Raw genomic sequence first — 20,867 nt, 5'->3', positions numbered from 1 at the left:
ATGGTGAGAAGCAAAATACAAGGGTATGTGTTACAGGTCCCCTGGAAATGTACCTGAAAGAATTCGGAGGAACGGAATACACTGACATCCTCTATCTTTTAGCAGAGAGTGTTGACCGTTTCCTTAAAAATTCCATTGAGAATTCAGGATACCTGAATGTGAGCGTAGTTTCCATAGATGAGCCAAGCATTGGCATCAACCCCCAGGTTATGTTCGATGATGATGAACTCATTAAGGCCCTTAAGATCGCCACCAGGTCAGCTCACCTCAAAGGTATTGATGTCCAGATACACTTGCATTCACCTCTGCACTATAAACTCGCATGTGATACTTCCCAGATCAATGTTATAGGAGTCGAATCGGCAGGGCATCCTTCATATCTTGACCTTATTGATAAAAGAGTGCTCGAACAATCTGATTCTTTTCTGAGGGTAGGTATTGCAAGAACCGATATCTCAAATCTTGTTTCCGTACTTAATGACAAATATGGCACTAATGTCTGGAAGGATGCTTTTCTCCTAAAGGAGATAGTTACTGAACTTGAAACTCCTAACATCGTCAGTAAAAGGCTGGAAAAAGCATATTCTGTCTTTGGTGAGAGGATAAAGTATGTAGGTCCTGATTGTGGTTTGGGATCATGGCCTTCTCAGGAAATTGCTTTCCAGTTACTACAAAATGTGGCAGCAGGTATACAAAGTTCCAATATATGATCTGGTAATCAGAATAGAAGAAGGCTTAGAAAGTCTGTCACCTGCTGGGCCACACCAGGTGTGATGTCTGCTTCTATGTAAGCGGCTGCTAAGAGTAAGATCAGCATCATGCTTACCATGGTCCACAGGTAAGAAGATCGAATGTACTCTTTGGCAATGCCATTCATATACGATATATCATGCTCAAGGCTTTCAGCCTCATTGCCTGACAGCAGTTTATCCTCCAGTATTTTGTCAGAATATACTCTGGCAAACCTATACCCGAGGGCAGCAGCCATGATTATGACCGGTATCTCTATTATGCCATGTGGCAGGATGAAGGCCAGGAAATAGGATACAGAAAAGAGAATTCCCGGTACAATACTCTGTGCTCCCATCAAGTCGTAGGAAGACAGAGTTCCATTAAAAATGAAAAAGGAGAGCATTATTCCAAGTAGCATCCCATTCAATGTTAGTGTTATAATAGGAATAATATGTGGGATAACATAAGCCAATAATCTGAAGTGTTCTTTGTTGTATTTTGCACATTTCCATATAGAACCTTCTATCTCAGAATTGTCTTGAGACCTTAGTTTGGCAATTCCGGGGTCCATTTTTTGTGCACTGTCCTTTATGCGGGAGTTGAGTAGCTGAAATAGTTTTTCCACTTTCACTGAATATGTTGTGTACTTCTGGTTGCGCGCGCGCAGCTTAAGTTCAGCAATAGAGACTTTCTGTATGTAGGGTAACAGTCCAGTTCCCACAGAGGTTGTCACAACTGCCAGCGAATTGAAGAAAAAGATCGACCACATCAGATTCAAATGCTCTGCTGCTAAGTCTACTTTCTCCATGGCCATGGAAGTGCCAGAGATTATAGCGGTATTTACAGATTCCGGGGATGCTGCTGCCAGACTCAGGAAATAGAATAACATACTTATCGTCCAGGAAATGAATACAGCCATTGTGAATAGCTTCGATGACCATAGAATTTCCTGCCAGCCGATATGAAAATCGTTTTCTGTTTTAATCTCCATGTTCCATCCGTTTGTTTCGATCAGATTTTGTGGACGTTTACCTTATATATTAGTTTATAAATATATTACTCTATTCCATCATAGATGAGGATTAAGGATGAGAATACAAACTGGAATTGAAGGTTTTGATGAACTTGTTCAAGGAGGTCTGCTCTCTGAAAGGGTTTATCTTGTGAGTGGCCCACCAGGTAGCGGTAAAACTACATTCTGTGTACAATTCCTTGCACATGGCGCTGCACTCGGTGAAGTAGGCCTGTATGTGACTTTACTCGAAAGTCCTCAGAATATCATTGATGATATGTCCAATTATTCAATGAATATCATCCCACTTATAAAGATGAGGAAACTCCTTTTTGCGGACCTGGGTCCAAGGATGGAATATGGATACATGGACGAGCTCAATGAACTTGTATCTCCTCAATATGAGGTCAGCCGAACTTCCATCGAAAGTGAGGCTCCTTCTCCTGCAATGGTATTCAAGGAAATTGCTGCTTATGTGGCGGAATATGATGTAAAAAGGCTTGTGCTGGATTCAGTATCTGCTATCCGTTTTACATCAAAGGACCTTTCTTTACAGGAAAAGGAAATGACAAGGTTCATAAGAAACCTCAAGAAGCTCGGATGTACAACTATACTGATAGGAGAATTGACCGATCCGACAGCTTATTCAACTGAGCAGTTCGCTGCACATGGAGTCATCTTCATGCATAATTTCCTCTATGATAAAAATATGACCAGGGCTATACAAATTATTAAAATGAGAGGAACAAAGCATGATTGTAACATGCGCACAGTGCAGTTCACTGACAAGGGTCTGAAGATCGAAGGATATCTGGAATGATGGATTGATCCAATGGTCAAGATCTTTAAGAAAAAGGAAAGTAAAAGAGATCTCACCGAAACCCAGAGACAGGCACTAAAAAAGAGTTCCTATGAACTGGGTTTTGAGGTGGGGTATCATAAACATTCAGAGATCGGATGGGTAAAGGAGAGGTTCAACTCACTTTACGAGTTTGCATCTCAATGTGATCTGGGAAATTCTGTCAGGGAAAACTATGAGACCGGCAGGTCAGAGGGTTCCAGATCAAGAGAACGTGACATGAAGGCAGGTCTCTCAAAGAGAGGGATTGATAAGGATAAATCGTTACCCTTATCTTCATCTGTGCTGCTCCCGCAATCTCACAATAGTTCAGGAATTGACAATTCCTTCAGAAAAAGAGATACTTCTCAGGCAGGTTCTCCGGCTCCTTTAGAAAGACCTCAACTTACAGATCTGCCTGAGAATACTTCTCTTACAAAAGCAGTGGAAAGGCCATCCATGTTGGACGGGTTCAAACACCTTTCCCCTAAAAAATGATTGGGATCAAAGGGAACCATACCCTACGAACCTTTGTCTTTCATCCAGATCTGTGAGTATGAACCTGTCCTGCTGCGAGTAGGATATTTCCTTCGTACCTGTGAGTTCAAGGATGCATTCATCGCCAGCTGAAGCTTTATCGACAACTTTTCCTTGTTTTTCTATGCTATTGATACGCATAGGAGAGGATTGCAGTCCAACGAAAACATGCAGTACACCTCCAGTATTGAAACCTTTTGAAAAAGGTGAAAGTTTGCATTTTATCTTCAGATTTTCACTGACCATTTCCTCAAGGGAGATAACATGACCTCTGTCTATATCCTTTGACTGTATTCCCTTAAGAGCAAGGCCTACTCTTGCCCCAGATGGCGCAGTTTTAACATCCACATCGTGCATCTGTATCGACCTGATCTCCAGAGGTTTTTTTGTGGGGTAAGCTACCATTTTGTCCTTCGCATTGATGGTACCCTGCATCACAACACCAAGTACTACACATCCGATGCCTGTGACATTAAACGATTGGTCTATGATTACCCTAACGGGAAGAGTTGCCTTTTTTCTATCCTCTTCATCGACCTTTTCTCCCATACTAAATATCTTTTCTTTGAGTTCCTCCATGCCTTCAAAGCTTTTGGTGGAGGCAATCATATACTCCCAATGCTCAAGCACTGTACCTTTTGTGATCTTTTGCAGTTTTGCCTTTAATTCGTCAGTAGCCTGTGGATAGGTGGTATCCGATTTTGTGAGCAGTATAAGTCCATGCTTGTAGCCCATGGATTCAAGGCAGACAATACATTCCCCGGCGTAAGCATCAAGTCCTGTGGGAGGTACACACAGAATAGCAATGTCTGAAAGTGTAAGGGCGGAAATTAGAGGCTTAACAGAATCAGGGTATCCAGTGGGGTCGATGATAGTCATTATCTTGTCCCCCTTTGCAAAATCATACATTGTAAAGTCTGAGACATTCCCTTTCTTTCCCAGTTTAGCGGCAAGTGTTGTTTTCCCGCTTTGCTGGCTTCCGATTATAGTGATTTTCGTCATGTTTGCACCTGGATCTTTATGAGGTTACGAATGCTATCATACAAATATATCTTTTTTCATGACCACAACTGGCCTTCCCACATGGCCAATGTCTTATCACTGGTGCTTTTGTTCACTTTTGTGATGTGCACAAGGTATTCATTGCCCACGATTTTAGGTTCACTGAACATTATGTCCATTCCAAGCCTTCTCATATACTCCTCAAACCTTGATATTGTTGCTCTGTCTTTCACTCTTATGGTGAACTCTTCTGCAACCCTGTCTCCGTCCCTTACTTTTATGATGGATTCTTTCATAGGCCGCAGGATACTTTCTCCCAGTTGTAGGCAACGTTTTTTGAACTCTTCTTCACTTTCGTTCCATTCCACCGACTGGAAGCCTTCTCTCACAATTCTGGAAAATATGAAATCTCTTCCACTCTCATTATACACTTTCATGGCATGTCGCAGGTCGGAGCAATTACTCTGAGAAGCTGTGTATTTCATTGGTTGCAATACCATTTTGGGGTCCTTGATAACAACGCCTTCGTGCCCTATCCTTCCAATTTCCCGGATGATATTTGTTATCATGTCAGGAGCTTCCTGGATATCGAATTCTCCAAAAAGCCTGACCTGCCTGAAGCCGTATTTTTCAGCAAGGCTTCTGCGCTCATACAATGGCAAAGGTAAACCTGTGTCCTTATGCCTGATATCAAAAACAAAGAACTCCAGGGATTCTATTCCATATATTTCCTTGGGTACGTAAGGATTGTCAGGTCCTGCCATTTCCCCATAGACCACCAGTTGCGGGTTCTCAGTGAAGAAACTGTGGTCTAACAGATCATTAGCCTTCTCTGAAGAATAAGGGCATACATGGCCGCTGCGTGTAATAGCCACGAGTTTCTCATCCTCTGAGATTACTCGTACGTTGTAGCCATTCATTTTTTCTTCGACTGCCACCTTGGCTATATCACCGAAATTGTGCTTGATGGCAGGTCCAAGCAACATTGCCCTCTTTATCTTTGGGAATCCCAGAATGAGGCTGAAACCTTTGTCCCTTTGCACAAGGACACTCCCAATATCAATGTGCAACGCTTTATGTTCAAAGCGGAACAGGTGTTGGTACCCGTTCCAATTCGGTACCAACACTCTTCTTTCCATTAACTCCTGCATCCTTTGAGCAGAAATACCCAAGAAAGCCGCTGCGTTCTCAATATTCAGTTCTGTTCGAGGATAGTTCTCCATGTTCACTGTGCCATTGCATGTACCAGGTTCCTTCTGGTGATGAATCCTACGAAGTCACCTTCAAGGTTCAGCACAGGCAAACCTCCTATATTCTCTGCAAGCATTATCTTTGCCACATCTGAAAGAGGAGTGTTCGTATTCACTGTTTTCACACTCCTCCTCATTATATCTGCAACTATCAGGTTCTTGATCCTGGCTTCCTGCTGGTTACCTGAAACTATATCCCTGAAAGCTCTCATGGCCTTCACTACATCTTTTTCAGTAACTATTCCTGTCAGCTTTCCATTCTCTATGATAGGGATTCTTCCCACATTCTTATCCAGCATCAGGTGCCTGATATGGCTCACACGGTCACCAGGACTTGCAACTACAGGCTCTTTCTGCATGAACTCTCCGGCAAAGCCACTGAAATTGTTAGTCTTGAGAAGTTCTGCAGGTGTTATCCAGCCCATGACATTATCATCTTTGCAGACTATGATAACCCCCTGATTCTTATCAATAAGGGTGACAGCATCTCTCACCTTTATATCTGGGAACACCTTCACAAAATTATCAGAGACAGCTGTGGCCACATGCAAAGAGGATGCAGGCATGCTTCCCTTTTTCCTGGTACCAAGTTCTCTTGTGAGATTTCTCATTGTGAGGACACCAACGATCTTTTCATCATTTTTTACAAGTACACGGCGCATGTCCTTCTTTTCCATCATATCAAGTGCATGGGAAAGCGTATCTGACTTATTGATAGTTGGTGGTTCTGTCATTATGTCCTTAACTTCCATATTTTTCACCTTCAGGTTGTATTAGTTTTTGTTCCTTCACTGTGCTATCCTTATCAAGTCTTTCCTTCGAATAACACCAATGATCTCGCCATCCTTTTCTACTGGCAGGACCCTCGAGTTTTCCTCTACAATGAGTTTTGCAGCTTTAACTACCGAATCATCCCATTTTACGATAGTATCGATATCTGACATGATATCTTCAGCAACAAGGGGCAGCTCTTTTATGTATCTATATGCCTTCTGCCCACCGGATGTAGGGCGCCGGGTCATCTTGATGTTCTTTGTGGGAAGTGTTCCATCAGCATCTGTCATTATGTTAAGGGCAACATTGCTAATGGATATTAGCCCTACCACATTTTCGGAATCATCGAGAACCAGGACCTCTTCCACGTTATTTTTATCCATCTCTTCTATTACGTGGTTAATTGTATGGTGCCTGTGTACATGAACCGGCTCATCGGATATGATCTGATGTACTTTCTTACCGAATTTTTGTTCTTCCAGCTTGGAGACATATCTTACGATATCTGTCCCCGTTACCATACCTACAAGTCCTTTTTTTATCACTGCAAGGTAATTGATGTTGTTCTCAAGCATGAGATTCCCGGCTTGGGAGATAGAAGCTTCCGGATAGATGGTTATCGGATCTTCTGCCATCACCATGCTAACAGGAACCTTATCTATAGGGCGTCTCTTCCAGATGGGTTCTGCCTGGGCGAGCTTTCTGCTAAGATCAGTTTTTGAGACTATCCCCATCATTTTTTCGCCGTCACCTACAACTACAGTGCTGATCTTATGCTTAAGCATCAGATTCCTTGCATGCGATATAGGCTCATCGGGTCCCATCATGAACACCGGAGAGCTCATTATGTCTGAAACGTTCATTTAATTCCTCCAATAATCATTTTATTGATCATTTACTGTTTTTCGTCCATTTAATAGACGGCTCGCAGGAAGTCCCTTTCAGTAATGATACCACAGAGGACATCATTATCTATTACCGGCAGGGATCCGACTCTTTTCTCTATCATTAGTCTTGCAGCATCTCCCAAGTCCATTTCAGGTGAAGCCCACACAACATCTTTGTTTATAAGTGAGGTTATCGGCTCGCTGAGGGCTTCATGGAAATTGCCTGTTACAAGTTTTTCAAAGGCTTTTCCATTCCCCAAGAAGTTCATGATATTGGAAGCGGTAACAATGCCTATCAATATTCCATCTTTTACAATAGGCAATCTCCTGAATCCCCTGTTAACCATTATCTTTGCTGCTTCCTCTATGGTAGTATCAAATGGTACGGTTTTCACTTTTGTGCTCATGTAGTTCCTGATGGAATCATAGTCTATGGTATCCGCCATCAGATCAAGAAAATCCCTTTCAGTGAATATGGCACATACCCTGTTATCTTCATCAACTACAGGCAAACCCCCTGTATTTCTCTGTATCATCATTTCCACAGCATCAGAGATGCTTGCTTTTGTGGTAAGGAATGCTACATCACGCTGCATTATCTCACTCACATCAGCATTGATCGCTGCCAAGAGATTTTCTTTATAGTAGTTCTCCACCAGCAGGTTCTTTGAACCACCTCCAATAAAGTTAACAATGTCCATTGAGGTGATTATCCCTTCAAGGCGTTTTGTACCTGCGTCTGCAATAGGCACTCTTCTAAAGCCTTTGTGGGTCATCGTTTTTATAGCACCCATTATTGTTGTTGTGGGTGGCAACGTTATCACATCTTTCGTGGCCACAACACTAATGTCACTTTTTTTCTCCGAAGCCTTGGATTTGAACTCAACAGGTGCTACATCCCTAGTACTTGTACTAGTGAACATACCAGGTTCTTTTTTTGGGTTACTCCGGTATTCTGTATTTGAATTCTTCTGCAATTTCGATCTATCTTCTGTGACCATGTCTGTTCTCTTCTTTGTCAATTCAACCACCGGCACAATAAAAGGTTCTTCTGTTTAACGGCTTTCCGGGACCAAAAAGGAAAGGTCCTCATCTTCATAGTATAGCTTTACCAGTTTCAGAAACCAGTACCTATAAGGCAGGCAGATAACAATTCACGCCTGCTCACAATGCCTAATAGTTTCTCATTACTGGCTACAGCTATCCTGCCAATATCATATTGCAGGATCTTATCAATGGCTTCTTTCAATGAAGCCTCCGGGGGTAATGTGTACATGGGAGTGGACATGATCTTTTCCACCCTTGGTGAGTCACCAGTTTTTGCGCCTTGTCCGTCAATTTCGCTTACTCTTGCATAACCTGCTTTTATGATATCTCTTCTGGTCACCATTCCAACGGTTTCATTGCTGTGCGATACTACGGGGATTCCCGTATAATCATGTTCCAGCATCTGATGCCATATCTTGGTTATACTATCGTCAGGGTGGCATATGATCACGTTCTTTATCATGATCTCTTCTATAGAAAGAGGAGATTTTTTCGTTGGTTTTATGGAAGCCAATATATCTACCTCACTAAGAATTCCTACTAGCTCTCTGTCAGTACCTGATAATACAGGAACTCTATGCTGAGAAGCATCAAGCATTAAGCGGGCAGCTTCTAATATCTCCATATCAGGTGTGATCAGTGGTACCTCTTCTACATATCCTTCCACTGTCACATTGGATTTGGTAGATTTTATGTTAAGTATCTCCCTGTCCGTAAGCATTCCACTTACTTTAAGAGATTTGTCCACTACAGGAACCCCTCTCAAAAAATGATCACGCATCAATTGACGTGCATGGGTCATAAAATCATTTTCTTTCACATACAAGGGATCCTTTGACATTATACTCTCTACTGTCATAGATATCCTCCTTTTAGAATGGACAAGTCAATGATATTATGGCTAGTCGTAATAGCCTTCTTCCTCTTTGCAATCTTCGCAGAGCATAAGTCCGTTCATCAGGGTGAGGTCTGTATATGCACCACATCTCTGGCATATCCCTCTTTCTATCCCCGTTTCTTCCTCAAAATCACTCTCGTCCCGATGCAGTTCAATGAGGTTTTCAAGAATTGTGTTGAGTCCAGGAGATATGGTCAGGATGTCTCTGTCCGTGATGATACCAACCATCCTGTCACCATCAATCACTGCAAGCCTCCTTATATTGCACCTGGTCATCTGTTCTGCAGCTTCTATGACGCTTGTTGATGGTTTTGTTGCTATTATGGGTGAAGACATTACCATACCAGCCATAACTGCACTTGGGACCATGTTATTGATCACTACCTTGCTGATAATGTCTGCTTCTGTAATTATTCCTACGGGATCATTATCATCGGTGATAATCACACTGCCCACTTCCTGGCAGATCATCTCCCGGGCAATTTCAAGAACATTGGAGTTGATGTTTGCAACAACCACATTTGTGGCCATGACTTCACGAACTGACATTTCCTTACGGATCTCATTAATGGATGTGTCAGTTTCAAGGTCCCATTGTGCGCCCAAAACCATTGAATAACACGCTCCTGTTATTTTTAAGGAAAGCGATTGCCCACAAAAGAATGTTATTATTGATTGTATATATAGGTGTTCGTAGAATATATACAAAAATAAAAGGAGGCAGGATATGTTTCTTGCAATCTTTTAAGGCCTATATTATGGATTAATAATTATCCTTGTCCTATTTCCTGCACTGAGTTCAACGTCTTCATTAAAACCAGATTTTGCATAGGCATCTATGATCTGTATAGGTGTGTCGATATCAAGTTCATTCACCAGCAATGCATGGTCTGCCCACATGGATACTCTTATTCTACCTGTGTCATCGGAAACATATATATTAGAGACCATGTTCACCGTACCATCGTCCCTTTTGAACTCCCTTATCTCTCCCAGTCCTGACACAGAACCCTGTATGGAGTAAGATTCTCCTGGCACGATATCTGCAATAGCAGTGAAATTTTCCTGGTACTTGACAGATGTTTCAGTCTTCTTTATTATGCCGTGGTTACCGACCTGTATCTCTACCTGCTGATTGAAGTTGTTTTCTCTTGCATAGCCGTTGATGACCTCTACTGCATCCCCCAGGTGAAGTTCTGTCATCTTGTCGGTCTTGTCATCCCACAATGTTATCCTTATCTTACCGGTATCATCGCCAATCGTTATATTGCCCACACTACCTTTTGATCCGTCTTTCTTGTTAAAAGTGCGGACATCCGAAATATCAAGTAACCTGCCAACGACGTTAATGCTACCCATGCCATCTTTAATGTCTGATATCTTCGTTGAAGGATTTTTGACCTGTATTTCTTCGTCGGTTTGGGATAGCACCCCGTTGCTACCAATATTTACTTCGACTCCTGAATATCCTTCTTTGACATAACCGCCTAACTGCAGGTTCTGGCTTATTTCAATAAACCCTTGGTTGACCAGATCTGTTTTATCGTCCCATAGTGTTACCCTTATACTTCCGGTTTCATCCGCCACCAGAAGATTTCCAACCCTTCCCATAGTGCCATCACTGCGTGTGAACTCTCTTGTGGGGAAAACAGATACTACCTTCGCAATGAAACTAACATTTCCACTGTCACTTTTTATATCTACTATTTTTTGTGAAGACCTTCCGGTTTCGTTCAGTCCCAGGTCATGTGCCACAAGCATGGCCGCCGTTTTTTCATCACATAGGCCACCCATCTGTTCCACTTTCTCATTTACCTTTTCAGCAAATTCTTCCTTGCTTATGGATTTGCTAAGTTTTGAGTAGATCTCATCTATCCCGTTCATGATAATTCCTTGGACATGTATTATTTTGGGCATTTGCCCCTAAGGTAAATCGCTATGTTCCGTGTACTCTGATAGTACGAGTATGTATTAAATCTGACGAAACTATTATCATAGATCCCTTTTGTCTCGATAACATATATTAACGATTAATTACATCTCAAAACCGATACATCATGATCCGTAAATGCAATGAGCATGGATATTTCAGAGGTGAGACATGCCCGGCATGCGGTGTGGAAGGCCGGTACGTCCTTGATGATGACCGCGAAGAGCGTTTGGGAAAGTTCGTATCCGGAGCACTGAGACATTTCCCTGAAGATGTGGGTCTGAAAATGGACCTCCACGGATGGGTTAGTCTGGGACATCTTCTGGATGTCCTGAGCGAGCGCTATAGGTGGGGTACCAAGGAGAGGCTCATTGCTCTTGTCAAGTCTGACAGGAAACACAGGTATGAGATAGATGGTAAGCACATAAGGGCAAAGTATGGTCATTCGGTAGATGTAGAACTTGAGTCCGATTATCCGGAAAACGAATTTCCAGCGCTTTATTATGGTGTCAGTCAGGAAGAGGTTGATATGCTGCTGGAGAGTGGCATCACGCCTATCAGGCAAACCTACGTGCATCTAAGCACCTCTTATGAGAGAGCGGTGGAGGCTGCACTTGTGCATACTGATAATCCCGTGATACTTGAAATAGATGCGGATTCTGCCCAAAAGGACGGAATAATTGTCATCACAGCCAATGAAGACATCGTCTTATCAAGGTCTATCCCATCCGAATACCTGAGCATAGTTGAGAGTGAGGACTGATATCTTTTAGTTCTTTCATTTCACTGCGATCTCGGTGAGTTTTTCTTTTTCCTGTATATCGAACTCTACATCCAGGAACAGTTCAGTTATATGAATGTTCGTTAGTGTATGTTTTGAGACCTCGTAGGTGGTGAAAGAGCCACTTCCTGCAAGGCCGATATAAGTAATAAGCTGGTCTGCCAGATAAGGGTCTACCGAGGCTCCTGAACCAAGGTGCCTGGTTATGTGTTCTGCAGCCTTTTCTCCAACTTTTTCGGCAGGAAGGCCTTTCTTGCCAAGGTGGCTGGCACCGCTATAATTATTCCACAATGTTATGCCACTTCCCGTTGAAATCTCATCTTTGCTGCATACAGCTATATCGCATTCTATCCCCTTGTTTTCCAGCAGTTTTTTAGCTGCCCGGGCCTGGCGCTGTGCCACATGTTCCGGCAGGTTCGATGAATGTGACATTCCCTTGATATTCTCTTCTTTTCTTTCAAAATCAAACCCATGTAGCCTGGCAGGTTCAAAGGACGCACGTACTTTTCCCCCTCCTTCAGGGTAGTATCCCCTTTTTAGAATTTCTATGTTACAGCAATATCCCATTTGTTCAAGTGCCTTGCATGTCACGTTGTTGAGATAGTCCATTGTCGGAGACCAGGATACATCAGTTCCACCGGTGATATCAAGTGATATCTTCCCACTGGAAAATGCTGTCATTGGCATGATGCACTGAAGCATGAGGGAGATGCTCCCGGCAGTCCCTATATCTACAGTGTATGTTGCCCCCTTTATTTCCATTGGAGAATAGGTGATCTCCTTCGAACCTATATGCAGTCCTGTGACATCAGCATCACAGATCTTTGCAGCAGTTGCTATGGCTTTCATATGCTGGGCCCTAAGTCCGGGTTGAGGTCGATGAGATCTGATATTACAGATTCTTATATCAGTTGATGTAATGCCTGCCAAAGCAACAGCTGTCCTTAATATCTGTCCTCCGCCTTCTCCGTAAGAACCGTCGATCTCTATCATCGTGCATCCTTTTTTGGCATTTTCTTGTGTGCACCTTTGACAGCAAAAAACAGGGGGTCCTGGAGTGTGGAGACAGCAGGTGAGTAACAAGTTTCCATTTCAAGTAGTTCGTCCACAGTTTGTTTTCTCTTTATTGCAAGGGAAAGCCCGTCAATGCGTTCTTTAGTACCTGTTGTTGAAATTATCTGGGCGCCCACCAGGCATCTGTCATGGAACAGGACCTTTATGAATATATTGCCAGCTCCAGGGAAATACTCTGCGCGCGTAGAACCTGTGGCTATACCACTTACCACCCGAATCCCGTGCTTTTCCGCCTCTGCGGTTGTAATTCCCACTGAACCTATATGCAGATCACCAACCACTGCTACCCACGGATTCACCACGGGGCCAAAACGTGTTTCTTTACCATTCAGGTTATCGGTTATCACTCCTGCCATTCTGCGTGCTGTGCTTGCCAGATGGCTAAGCATGGGTTTACCTGTCACAAAATTGTATATCTGGGTGCATTCTCCTCCAGAGAACACATCCTCAATAACTTTTCCACTTGCCATGACTTGAAGTCTGTCATTTGTGACCATCCCTCCCGCAGGTCCTATGTCTATTCCGGCCTCTGATGCGAGAGATGTATCAGGGGTCACGCCGACTGAGATCAATACCACATCTGCAGGTATTTCCCTGCCATTGACTGTAACCGAAGTAACTCTATCTTCGCCATTAAGGGATGTAAGGATATGTTCTGTTAGTACCTGTACCCCTTCTTTTTCCAGGTATGATATTACCGTTTCTGCCATGTCAGGGTCAAGGCTGGATGAAAGGATCGTATTGCTACGGTTCAATAATGAAGTTCTGATCCCACGACGTGCGGTAGCTATAGCAACCTCGGAACCGATGGAGCCGGCACCTATTATAACAACATCTTTTGCATCATTCAGAGCTTCACTGATGTGCATGCCATCCGATAGTGTACGCAGGGTGAATACATTCTTCAGTGATATGCCTGACTCTATACTTTTTGGTATATAGGGAGTGCTTCCTGTAGCTATCACAAGCTTGTCAAAAGCCAGTTTTTCCTTCCCGATATTTATTAAATTATTTTCAAGGTCAACAGAGTCTACCCGGCTATCGAGCCTCACTTCGATGCCCATTTCCCTAAAGAACTCAAGGTCCCTTACTATTAATTTCCCAAAGTTTTGTATCTCACCTGAAAATACGTAAGGGATACCGCACTGGCTGTATGATGCATGTTTATCACTGGATATCACTGTTACGTCATAATTGCTGCGTCTTGTGGCTCCGGTGGAGACCGCCATGCCGACTGCACCGCCTCCAATGATCAAGAGTTTTTTATCTGATGTTTCTTCTCTTTTTATCATGTCTCAGAACTCTGCAGTCTGTGTATTTAGTTCATTCGTTATTCTGTTTTTCTTTTCAGAGGGCAGAGCATCTTTGTAAACCCACAAGTTTATTATACTTCATACGGATATTACCTATTGTAATCATTACTTATATGGCTACATTAACTTGAAATTGATCAACGATCATTGAGGATACCCATGGGACATGGGTATTCTGATCACGCAAAAATAGTTAATCATCATCTAATTTACACTAATCAGGACATAATCAGAATTCACGTTTGATTATTAGCATCAAACATCCCATTTGATAGAATTGCCAAAGGGAATGGCGGTAAGGGTATGTAATGTACTTGTGATATTGGGTCTACCAATTGAACGTTAGTTACCCTCGTAGTGCTGTAGGCGTGTGTTCAATAGACCTCGGCATATGTAATGCTGAATTACGTGTGGCACGTCGGAAAAAACGAGTAGAGTTGAGATCGGGTTCAGCAGGATGCTACTCTTGAAGTGACCTAAAAACGGTATCAGGTCCTTTGCACCTGAGCGTTGTAAGTTACTTGATAGGCTGTTTTTGCAAGATGAACAAGCTATGTGCCAGAGCTAACAGCATAAACAATTTGGAGATCCATATATGCAAAATGCAGATACTACCAAGTATATCATTCATTCCAAGATCAGCGCAGATGGTATTATTGAACGTCCGGATATCGTGGGTGCGATCTTCGGGCAGACCGAAGGCCTGCTAGGATCGGACCTTGATCTACGAGACCTTCAGAAGACCGGAAGGATCGGAAGGATAGAAGTCCTTGTCAGTGCTAAGGGTGGCAAATCAAAGGGTACTATTCTGGTGCCTTCCAGTCTGGACAAGGTGGAAACATCTATTCTGGCAGCATCCCTGGAAACCATCGACAGGGTCGGACCATGCAGCGCCAAGATCGAAATAACAAATATCGAAGATGTACGGGCTACCAAGAGGAAGCAGATCATAGAACGTGCGAAGTTCATTCTTACTGATATGTTCGATACCAATGTACCGGAGTCTCAGGAAATAGCCGAAGAGGTTCGTCAGTCCGTACGTGTGGAAGAAATGCAGTATTTCGGGAAGAACAAGATCCCATGCGGTCCTGCTGTCTTTGATTCAGATGCGATAGTCGTAGTTGAGGGTCGTGCAGATGTGCTGAACCTTCTTAAGTATGGTATCAAGAACACTATATGCGTAGGTGGTACCAATGTGCCCCCGGAGGTCGCAGAACTAACAAAGAAAAAGGAAACTGTAACTGCTTTTACGGATGGTGACCGTGGAGGGGAACTGATCATAAAGGAACTTCTCCAGGTAGCTAATATCGATTACATTGCCCGTGCCCCTGATGGTAAGAGTGTTGAGGATCTTGTACAGAAGGAAATAGTCAGGTCCCTAAGGCAGAAGATACCGGTAGAGCAGGTAATGGATAAGTATTCCATGAAGGATTCCGACTCTTTAAAGGCTCCGGCTGTCCCAAGGGTACCAAAGCCGAAAGAAAGAAGACCGGTTGAGATCCCGAGGGTTACAGCTCCAGCCAAATTAAAGAAACGCCCTATTAAGCAGCGTGAGTTCTCTCAGGAAGCTATGGAGGTCCAGGCACCTTCCGAGGAAGTACGGGAGGTTGTGGAGCCTGTTGTTAAGCTTTCACCAGCTTCTAAAAAGTTCAAGTCCCACGCTGACGAGCTCATGGGGACCTTTGGCGCACGTTTCCTCGATAGTGACAATAATGTGATTGGTGAGACTGCTGTACGTGATCTTGTCAATAACCTCAAGAACTACAACGGTGATGTCAAAAGTGTTGTCTTTGATGGTGTCATAACACAGAGGATCCTTGACATAGCTGAGAACAAGGGTATTGAAAACCTTGTTGGCGCCAAGATTGGAAGTATCACTAAAAGACCATCCTCCGTGAAAATATTGACCGTTAGAGACCTTTAGGTCCTGATGGTCAATCCTTAATTTTCAAATCTTTCTCTTTTTTTATTTTCTAACCTACTCAAATAAAACAAGTACTCTTTTTAGTTACAGCTATATATTGGTTTCAAGGAAACATATTTCCGACAATAGCCTTTTATTGAAATCAATTGATTTATGTTCGTACATTAATTTCATCAGTGCACAATAGCACAGTGTACAAACACAAAAAGGATACGTTGGTTGGTATGCACAAAGACGAATTGATTCAACTGCACACACTAATGGCACAAATGAAAAGCTGTCTGGAAGAAAAAGGTTTTAGTAATGAGTTCTATGCATATGACTCTCTGGCAATAAGTCCGGTACATGTGCATCGCAGCAAGGCTGAGCACAAACTTGCTATCTTTGTACTGGGCAACAGTCTTGCATCGGTCATGTCCAAGGATGAGTTTTCAGGCTTTGGCAGGACATCCGAGAGAATGAAAGAGCTTGCCACACGTATGCAACATAGCATCATGCAGGAAAATTTCTGAAATTTGGTCATTCAGAAAAAGATCGTTCATCAAAGCCTTCAGCATCCCTCAGGGATATATTTTCTATTTTTTCTGCAAAGAGATCCAGGCTCTGAAATTTATATAAGGATAGCTTCAGCTTCATTATTATTCCGTCTTCTCCATCTGAATAGTACTCTTTCTCTATCCAGCAGGGAATGAATCCCATCTTACGATAAAGGTTCCGTGCCTTTATGTTACTGGCCCTCACTTCCAATGTAGCATATTTCAGGAGATTCGAATAAAAAACTTTGAACAATGCATCCAGAAGCTTCTCACCTATGCCTCTTCCCTGGAATTCCTCTCTCACAGCAAGAGAAAATACCCTTCCCTCATTTTCGTTCAGTCTGTATCCCACTATGAACCCGACTATAAAGTCCAGGTATTCAGCCACCAGGAACATCTCTCCGTGCATTTCATAAAAATGCATGTAAGCAAATGGATTATGTTCTGCAAAAGACTCCGATTCTATGAAAAGCACATCTTCAAAGTCATCAGTTTTGAAATTCCTGATCCTTATATTCATAATATCAAGATCATCTCATTTGGGTTTCACATGACGTAGGTCGATTGCCTGGCCTCTCGTAGACATGGTCATCTCTTTGCCGTTCATACGTGCTCTGCCCACTCCAATTGCCTTTTCACCTACGACAAATACTTCATCTCCCTCACGGATGGCAGGATCTGCTTCCAGGATCCCCGGGGCAAGGATAGAACCTCTTGGTATGAAGTCATCTATATGGACAATGTAGGAATTACGTGGTATCATCATTTCAGCACCAGCAATAGTGATTGCCGCTGTACCATACTGGGGTATGAGGGTTGCAAGTTGGGTTCTTTCATAAAATGATTGATATCTGGGGAAAGGCCCTTTTATTTCAGAATTATCGGGAACTAATATTTCTCCTGCTCCTTTCCCGAACTGGTAGTCCACAATAGCTTTCAACATGGATGCTTTCCTTTTTGTTTCACTGGTCTTCCTACCTGTGCATAATCCTTCCATGGTCTTTGTAAGGTTCCTTAAGGATTCGGAGGATGTGACACTTCCGGTATTTGTGAAGTGTATCTTCAGGTCAAGTTTATCGGCTACAATCTCACATATCTGCTTATAAGCTCCATCCACATGTGCCACTATTGAAGAGTACTTGTGTTTTGAAAGGTAGTCTTCAAGGCATCCTGAAACCCATTTCATCTCTTCTGCATCCCAATGCCCTGTTACAGCAACATCATAATGAGCTGCCGGATAGGTCAGTTCGAGCTCCCTGGGCACTATCCCCAGTGGTGATGTAATTATCACTTCATGCACAAATTTGCGGTACTTGCCCAAAGCAAAGCTGAACTTCTGATGCGATTGTGAAATAGAATAGGGTTTCTTTGCGGAGCATGGTAAAAGCAGAAGTACGTCAAGTTCAGGAGGGGTATACCTTTCCTGTATCCTGCGTGCGAACCTCACTACCTCCGGTCTTGTGAGGGAATCTCCTGAATTAGCAAGCATTTCCACATTGCGAGTGATGGGAGTTCCCCTTTCTATATGTTCATACTCTCTGTCAAGTAGTCGCAACAATGCAGTAAGCCAGGGTCTGGTACGGCATTGTCCATCCACATATTCCCGCAGGTTGCCTGCAGATATTTTTTCTCTTACCAGGGCAAGCTCTGCCTCAATTGCATTGATATTATGCTGTTCAAGCAGTTGTGCTCTGGGAGCTTTATTCATCTTTTTCAGTTCTAATGCGTTGGTAGATGCACATGCAGCGCATCTGCAAGGTAGTTCAGAAAGTGATTCCAGATGGAAACTGCCTGCATGAGTGAGGTAAATGTCTTTATATGCTGAAACAGTGGCTTTAGTAGTATCAAGCACGTCAGCTCCCATATAAACAAGCATTGCAAGGTTCTCGGGAAGGCAGATGTTCGGAAGGTATAATGCTGTATCGTCAGGAGTATTGTGTTTCAGGTCAATAACTCTGTCCACCAATGCTCTTGCATTGTTTTCAAAGACTCCTGCTCCCTCAAGTATATACATGTCAGCAGCTTTTGTATCTCTTCCTTTGCGGTATACTCTTCCTGTAGCACCCCCAGTTGTTATGAGCTTTTTCAAGGCTTCCGGTATGCAGTCAGGAGCATCAGGTGCAAGACACATATGAGGTAATATGATCAGCTTATTGTCTCCAATCTCTCTTCGAAGTTGATGTAATCTCTGCTCAGCGTTTTCCATATTGCCAATTTCCCACATGGACCCAGTATTCACGATCATTCCCATGTTTTCGTTGAGCATTTCAGTTTTCAGGATGCAGGGAGTTTCGATAGTCCTGGCAAGGAGTAGCCTTCCTTTTCTTGCCGCGCCATCTCTCTGGTATACCTCAAAGTATTGTGTCATTATTTGTAGGATACTGCATAGTTGAATGTAAATGTTTGGTCTATAATTCTATTTCCTGACCGATATCTTTAAATTCTGCCCACTTCTCTAAAGTCAAAGCTATGCTTAATGATGACCTAATTGAAAAAATGAGGAAGATAGTGGGTAAGGAAAATCTATCCACTGGTTCCTGTGAACTTTATTGTTATTCATCTGATGCTTCCCAGATCAGGGGTATGCCAGAAGTAGTTATCAAGCCTGTCAGCACTCTCCAGGTCTCAGATATCGTCAGAATAGCTTACGAACATAATATTCCAGTGACCGCCAGAGGGGCAGGCACAGGTCTGTCCGGAGGCTGTGTTCCTTTAGAGGGCGGTATTGTCCTTGATATGTCTGGAATGAACCGGATAGTGGAGATGGATTTTGATAATCTGCAGGTGGTAGTGGAACCGGGAATTGTCCAGGAAAAGCTAAATAAGGCGCTGGAGCCATACGGTTTCTTCTTCCCGCCAGATCCTGGAAGTTCTGCAATGTGTACTTTGGGAGGGCTGATCGCCAACAACGGTAGTGGTATGCGTTCCGTGAAGTATGGCACTACCCGCAGTTATGTGCTTGGACTTGAGGTAGTGATGGCAGATGGAAAAATTGTAAGAACAGGTTCCAAGACCATGAAAACTGTTGCAGGTTACTCTCTTACTGATCTTATGGTAGGTTCGGAGGGAACTCTTGGCATCATCACTCAGGCAATAATCAAGGTACGTGCCATTCCAAAAGAACGTTCTGTCATATTTGCTTCATTTGATAATCCTGAACTTGCAGGTAAGACTGTCGTGCGAGTTCTATCATCCGGAATCGTCCCTTCTGCATGTGAGATACTGGATTCCAACATAATCCGGGCTATCAATACCTATGATCCGAAAATAGGTCTTCCACTCGCCGGTGCCATCCTTCTTTTTGAAGTCGATGGTACCGAAGCTGAAGTAAAGGAAGGTGTCAATCTCATAGTAAAAACGTGCGAAGGTTTGGCATCGGGTATCAGGACTGCTTCTGACAAGAAGGAAAGGGATGAGATATGGGCTGCCCGCAGGCTGGCAGGTGCAGCTATTTCACGCCTGGATCCTATGCGGACCAGGGTATATGTGGGTGAGGATGTTGGTGTCCCCATAAAAGAAATACCCAGGATGTTGCGTAAGGTGGATGAGATTTCCAAAGAGTTCAAGCTGCCTATCATGACCTACGGTCACATCGGAGATGGCAACCTGCATACAGGTATGTGTATAGACATGCTTAGCGATGAAGACTGGATAAAACTTAATGCTGCTGCTGATAAGATCCATCGTACTGCTATTGAGATCGGTGGAACGGTCACTGCGGAACATGGTGTGGGCAGTGCAAGATCTGAATATATGCGTCTGGAACTGGGTAACGCGCTGGATGTCATGATAGCGATCAAGAAGGCCCTTGATTCCAAAGGAATACTTAACCCCGGGAAAATGGGGGTGTGATATGTCCAATCTTGATCTGAGATCGATCCTTAAATGTGTACGTTGTGGCACATGTAGGTCAGTATGCCCTGTTTTTGAACAGATGGGCTGGGAATCATCAAGTTCCAGAGGCCGTATGCTTGTTGCTCATGGTATTTATCATGGTCTGGTGGCAGACCAGGACGTGTTAAATAGTCTTAATACATGTACCACCTGTGGACTATGCGAGCAGATGTGTCCTTCAGGTGCTTCTCCTTTGCAAGTGATACAAGATACCCGTCATCAGCTTGTGCTCAAGGGCAGGATGACGGATGCTCAGGCCGCACTGCGTGATGAGGCTACATCAAAAGGTAATCCTCTTGGAGAAACACAGTATCGTCATGCCTGGCTTGAAAACACCGCAGACATCAAAGAGCATGCTCCTTATGTCTTCTTTGTAGGTTGCCTGGGGGCTTACAGGTATCCGGAACTTACACGCAGAACCTTTGACCTGCTTAAGAA

21 protein-coding genes are annotated in these 20,867 nt (G+C 43.3%); 8 read left to right on the top strand and 13 right to left on the bottom strand.

The annotated features are described in order from the left end of the window. A partial coding sequence (locus tag ACCM36_RS08525; protein WP_370573329.1) for a methonine synthase occupies positions 1 to 710 on the top strand: 710 nt, incomplete at its 5' end. Between the two features lie 8 nt (positions 711 to 718). On the opposite strand, the gene ACCM36_RS08520 is transcribed toward ACCM36_RS08525, so the two are convergent. Next, positions 719 to 1,723 carry a stage II sporulation protein M gene (locus ACCM36_RS08520; RefSeq protein WP_370573328.1) on the bottom strand — a complete coding sequence of 335 codons (1,005 nt, stop codon included), beginning with the start codon at positions 1,721 to 1,723 and terminating at the stop codon, positions 719 to 721. A 97-nt stretch (positions 1,724 to 1,820) separates the two neighbouring features. Between ACCM36_RS08520 and ACCM36_RS08515 the strand changes: the two genes are divergently transcribed. Then, positions 1,821 to 2,564 carry an RAD55 family ATPase gene (locus tag ACCM36_RS08515; RefSeq protein ID WP_370573327.1) on the top strand — a complete coding sequence of 248 codons (744 nt, stop codon included), beginning with the start codon at positions 1,821 to 1,823 and terminating at the stop codon, positions 2,562 to 2,564. Positions 2,565 to 2,576: 12 nt separating this feature from the next. Next, the gene (locus ACCM36_RS08510; RefSeq protein WP_370573326.1) at positions 2,577 to 3,080 is read left to right on the top strand and encodes a hypothetical protein; all 504 of its coding nucleotides are present in this window, start codon (positions 2,577 to 2,579) and stop codon (positions 3,078 to 3,080) included. Between the two features lie 6 nt (positions 3,081 to 3,086). Here ACCM36_RS08510 and ACCM36_RS08505 read toward each other — a convergent pair whose 3' ends face one another. The 8 genes from ACCM36_RS08505 to ACCM36_RS08470 form a co-directional block, all read right to left on the bottom strand. Continuing rightward, positions 3,087 to 4,121, bottom strand: a complete 1,035-nt coding sequence (locus ACCM36_RS08505; protein ID WP_370573325.1) for an EF-Tu/IF-2/RF-3 family GTPase — start codon at positions 4,119 to 4,121, stop codon at positions 3,087 to 3,089. A gap of 56 nt (positions 4,122 to 4,177) precedes the next feature. Continuing rightward, complete coding sequence (locus ACCM36_RS08500; RefSeq protein WP_370573324.1) at positions 4,178 to 5,344, bottom strand: RNA ligase; 1,167 nt, start codon at positions 5,342 to 5,344, stop codon at positions 4,178 to 4,180. Between the two features lie 2 nt (positions 5,345 to 5,346). Next, positions 5,347 to 6,123 (bottom strand): CBS domain-containing protein, encoded by a 777-nt coding sequence (locus ACCM36_RS08495; protein ID WP_370573323.1) that lies wholly within the window; start codon positions 6,121 to 6,123, stop codon positions 5,347 to 5,349. Between the two features lie 36 nt (positions 6,124 to 6,159). Continuing rightward, entirely contained in the window at positions 6,160 to 7,008 is an 849-nt protein-coding gene (locus ACCM36_RS08490) for a CBS domain-containing protein (RefSeq protein WP_370573322.1), read from the bottom strand. A 50-nt stretch (positions 7,009 to 7,058) separates the two neighbouring features. Continuing rightward, complete coding sequence (locus tag ACCM36_RS08485) at positions 7,059 to 8,063, bottom strand: CBS domain-containing protein (RefSeq protein ID WP_370573321.1); 1,005 nt, start codon at positions 8,061 to 8,063, stop codon at positions 7,059 to 7,061. Between the two features lie 86 nt (positions 8,064 to 8,149). After that, the gene (locus tag ACCM36_RS08480) at positions 8,150 to 8,938 is read right to left on the bottom strand and encodes an HPP family protein (protein ID WP_370573320.1); all 789 of its coding nucleotides are present in this window, start codon (positions 8,936 to 8,938) and stop codon (positions 8,150 to 8,152) included. A gap of 42 nt (positions 8,939 to 8,980) precedes the next feature. Further along, positions 8,981 to 9,589, bottom strand: coding sequence for a cyclic nucleotide-binding/CBS domain-containing protein (locus ACCM36_RS08475; protein WP_370573319.1), 609 nt, complete (start codon positions 9,587 to 9,589; stop codon positions 8,981 to 8,983). 144 nt (positions 9,590 to 9,733) lie between these two features. Further along, entirely contained in the window at positions 9,734 to 10,861 is a 1,128-nt protein-coding gene (locus ACCM36_RS08470) for an OB-fold nucleic acid binding domain-containing protein (protein ID WP_370573318.1), read from the bottom strand. A 173-nt stretch (positions 10,862 to 11,034) separates the two neighbouring features. On the opposite strand from ACCM36_RS08470, the gene ACCM36_RS08465 reads away from it, so the two are divergent. Further along, the gene (locus ACCM36_RS08465) at positions 11,035 to 11,670 is read left to right on the top strand and encodes an RNA 2'-phosphotransferase (RefSeq protein ID WP_370573317.1); all 636 of its coding nucleotides are present in this window, start codon (positions 11,035 to 11,037) and stop codon (positions 11,668 to 11,670) included. 15 nt (positions 11,671 to 11,685) lie between these two features. On the opposite strand, the gene rtcA is transcribed toward ACCM36_RS08465, so the two are convergent. Both rtcA and ACCM36_RS08455 read right to left on the bottom strand, forming a co-directional pair. Beyond that, positions 11,686 to 12,681, bottom strand: a complete 996-nt coding sequence (gene rtcA / locus ACCM36_RS08460; protein ID WP_370573316.1) for an RNA 3'-terminal phosphate cyclase — start codon at positions 12,679 to 12,681, stop codon at positions 11,686 to 11,688. After that, positions 12,678 to 14,054 (bottom strand): FAD-dependent oxidoreductase, encoded by a 1,377-nt coding sequence (locus tag ACCM36_RS08455; protein WP_370573315.1) that lies wholly within the window; start codon positions 14,052 to 14,054, stop codon positions 12,678 to 12,680. Before ACCM36_RS08455 ends, rtcA begins: the two co-directional genes overlap by 4 nt. 616 nt (positions 14,055 to 14,670) lie before the next feature. On the opposite strand from ACCM36_RS08455, the gene dnaG reads away from it, so the two are divergent. Beyond that, positions 14,671 to 15,999, top strand: coding sequence for a DNA primase DnaG (dnaG, locus tag ACCM36_RS08450; RefSeq protein ID WP_370573314.1), 1,329 nt, complete (start codon positions 14,671 to 14,673; stop codon positions 15,997 to 15,999). Between the two features lie 224 nt (positions 16,000 to 16,223). After that, positions 16,224 to 16,511 carry a UPF0058 family protein gene (locus ACCM36_RS08445; protein ID WP_370573330.1) on the top strand — a complete coding sequence of 96 codons (288 nt, stop codon included), beginning with the start codon at positions 16,224 to 16,226 and terminating at the stop codon, positions 16,509 to 16,511. 7 nt (positions 16,512 to 16,518) lie between these two features. Here ACCM36_RS08445 and rimI read toward each other — a convergent pair whose 3' ends face one another. Together rimI and arcS are read right to left on the bottom strand one after the other, a co-directional pair. Beyond that, the gene (gene rimI, locus ACCM36_RS08440; protein ID WP_370573313.1) at positions 16,519 to 17,055 is read right to left on the bottom strand and encodes a ribosomal protein S18-alanine N-acetyltransferase; all 537 of its coding nucleotides are present in this window, start codon (positions 17,053 to 17,055) and stop codon (positions 16,519 to 16,521) included. Positions 17,056 to 17,070: 15 nt separating this feature from the next. After that, positions 17,071 to 18,903 (bottom strand): archaeosine synthase subunit alpha, encoded by a 1,833-nt coding sequence (gene arcS, locus ACCM36_RS08435; RefSeq protein ID WP_370573312.1) that lies wholly within the window; start codon positions 18,901 to 18,903, stop codon positions 17,071 to 17,073. A 101-nt stretch (positions 18,904 to 19,004) separates the two neighbouring features. Here arcS and ACCM36_RS08430 point away from each other — a divergent pair, with 101 nt between their 5' ends. Both ACCM36_RS08430 and ACCM36_RS08425 read left to right on the top strand, forming a co-directional pair. Further along, entirely contained in the window at positions 19,005 to 20,387 is a 1,383-nt protein-coding gene (locus ACCM36_RS08430) for an FAD-binding oxidoreductase (RefSeq protein ID WP_370573311.1), read from the top strand. Between the two features lies 1 nt (position 20,388). Beyond that, the coding region (locus ACCM36_RS08425) for a 4Fe-4S dicluster domain-containing protein (protein ID WP_370573310.1) at positions 20,389 to 20,867 on the top strand (479 nt) is incomplete at its 3' end.

The organism is Methanomethylovorans sp., from assembly GCF_041305605.1.
GTDB lineage: Archaea > Halobacteriota > Methanosarcinia > Methanosarcinales > Methanosarcinaceae > Methanomethylovorans.
Note: the sequence above shows the minus strand (reverse complement) of the source record. Positions and strands in the feature narration are given on the sequence as shown.

Coding starts and splice junctions, on each gene's coding strand:
- ACCM36_RS08520 (WP_370573328.1), bottom strand. CDS start 1,723: ATGGAGATTAAAACAGAAAACGATTTTCATATCGGCTGGCAGGAAATT.
- ACCM36_RS08515 (WP_370573327.1), top strand. CDS start 1,821: ATGAGAATACAAACTGGAATTGAAGGTTTTGATGAACTTGTTCAAGGA.
- ACCM36_RS08510 (WP_370573326.1), top strand. CDS start 2,577: ATGGTCAAGATCTTTAAGAAAAAGGAAAGTAAAAGAGATCTCACCGAA.
- ACCM36_RS08505 (WP_370573325.1), bottom strand. CDS start 4,121: ATGACGAAAATCACTATAATCGGAAGCCAGCAAAGCGGGAAAACAACA.
- ACCM36_RS08500 (WP_370573324.1), bottom strand. CDS start 5,344: ATGGAGAACTATCCTCGAACAGAACTGAATATTGAGAACGCAGCGGCT.
- ACCM36_RS08495 (WP_370573323.1), bottom strand. CDS start 6,123: ATGGAAGTTAAGGACATAATGACAGAACCACCAACTATCAATAAGTCA.
- ACCM36_RS08490 (WP_370573322.1), bottom strand. CDS start 7,008: ATGAACGTTTCAGACATAATGAGCTCTCCGGTGTTCATGATGGGACCC.
- ACCM36_RS08480 (WP_370573320.1), bottom strand. CDS start 8,938: ATGACAGTAGAGAGTATAATGTCAAAGGATCCCTTGTATGTGAAAGAA.
- ACCM36_RS08475 (WP_370573319.1), bottom strand. CDS start 9,589: ATGGTTTTGGGCGCACAATGGGACCTTGAAACTGACACATCCATTAAT.
- ACCM36_RS08470 (WP_370573318.1), bottom strand. CDS start 10,861: ATGAACGGGATAGATGAGATCTACTCAAAACTTAGCAAATCCATAAGC.
- ACCM36_RS08465 (WP_370573317.1), top strand. CDS start 11,035: ATGATCCGTAAATGCAATGAGCATGGATATTTCAGAGGTGAGACATGC.
- rtcA (WP_370573316.1), bottom strand. CDS start 12,681: ATGATAGAGATCGACGGTTCTTACGGAGAAGGCGGAGGACAGATATTA.
- ACCM36_RS08455 (WP_370573315.1), bottom strand. CDS start 14,054: ATGATAAAAAGAGAAGAAACATCAGATAAAAAACTCTTGATCATTGGA.
- dnaG (WP_370573314.1), top strand. CDS start 14,671: ATGCAAAATGCAGATACTACCAAGTATATCATTCATTCCAAGATCAGC.
- ACCM36_RS08445 (WP_370573330.1), top strand. CDS start 16,224: ATGCACAAAGACGAATTGATTCAACTGCACACACTAATGGCACAAATG.
- rimI (WP_370573313.1), bottom strand. CDS start 17,055: ATGAATATAAGGATCAGGAATTTCAAAACTGATGACTTTGAAGATGTG.
- arcS (WP_370573312.1), bottom strand. CDS start 18,903: ATGACACAATACTTTGAGGTATACCAGAGAGATGGCGCGGCAAGAAAA.
- ACCM36_RS08430 (WP_370573311.1), top strand. CDS start 19,005: ATGCTTAATGATGACCTAATTGAAAAAATGAGGAAGATAGTGGGTAAG.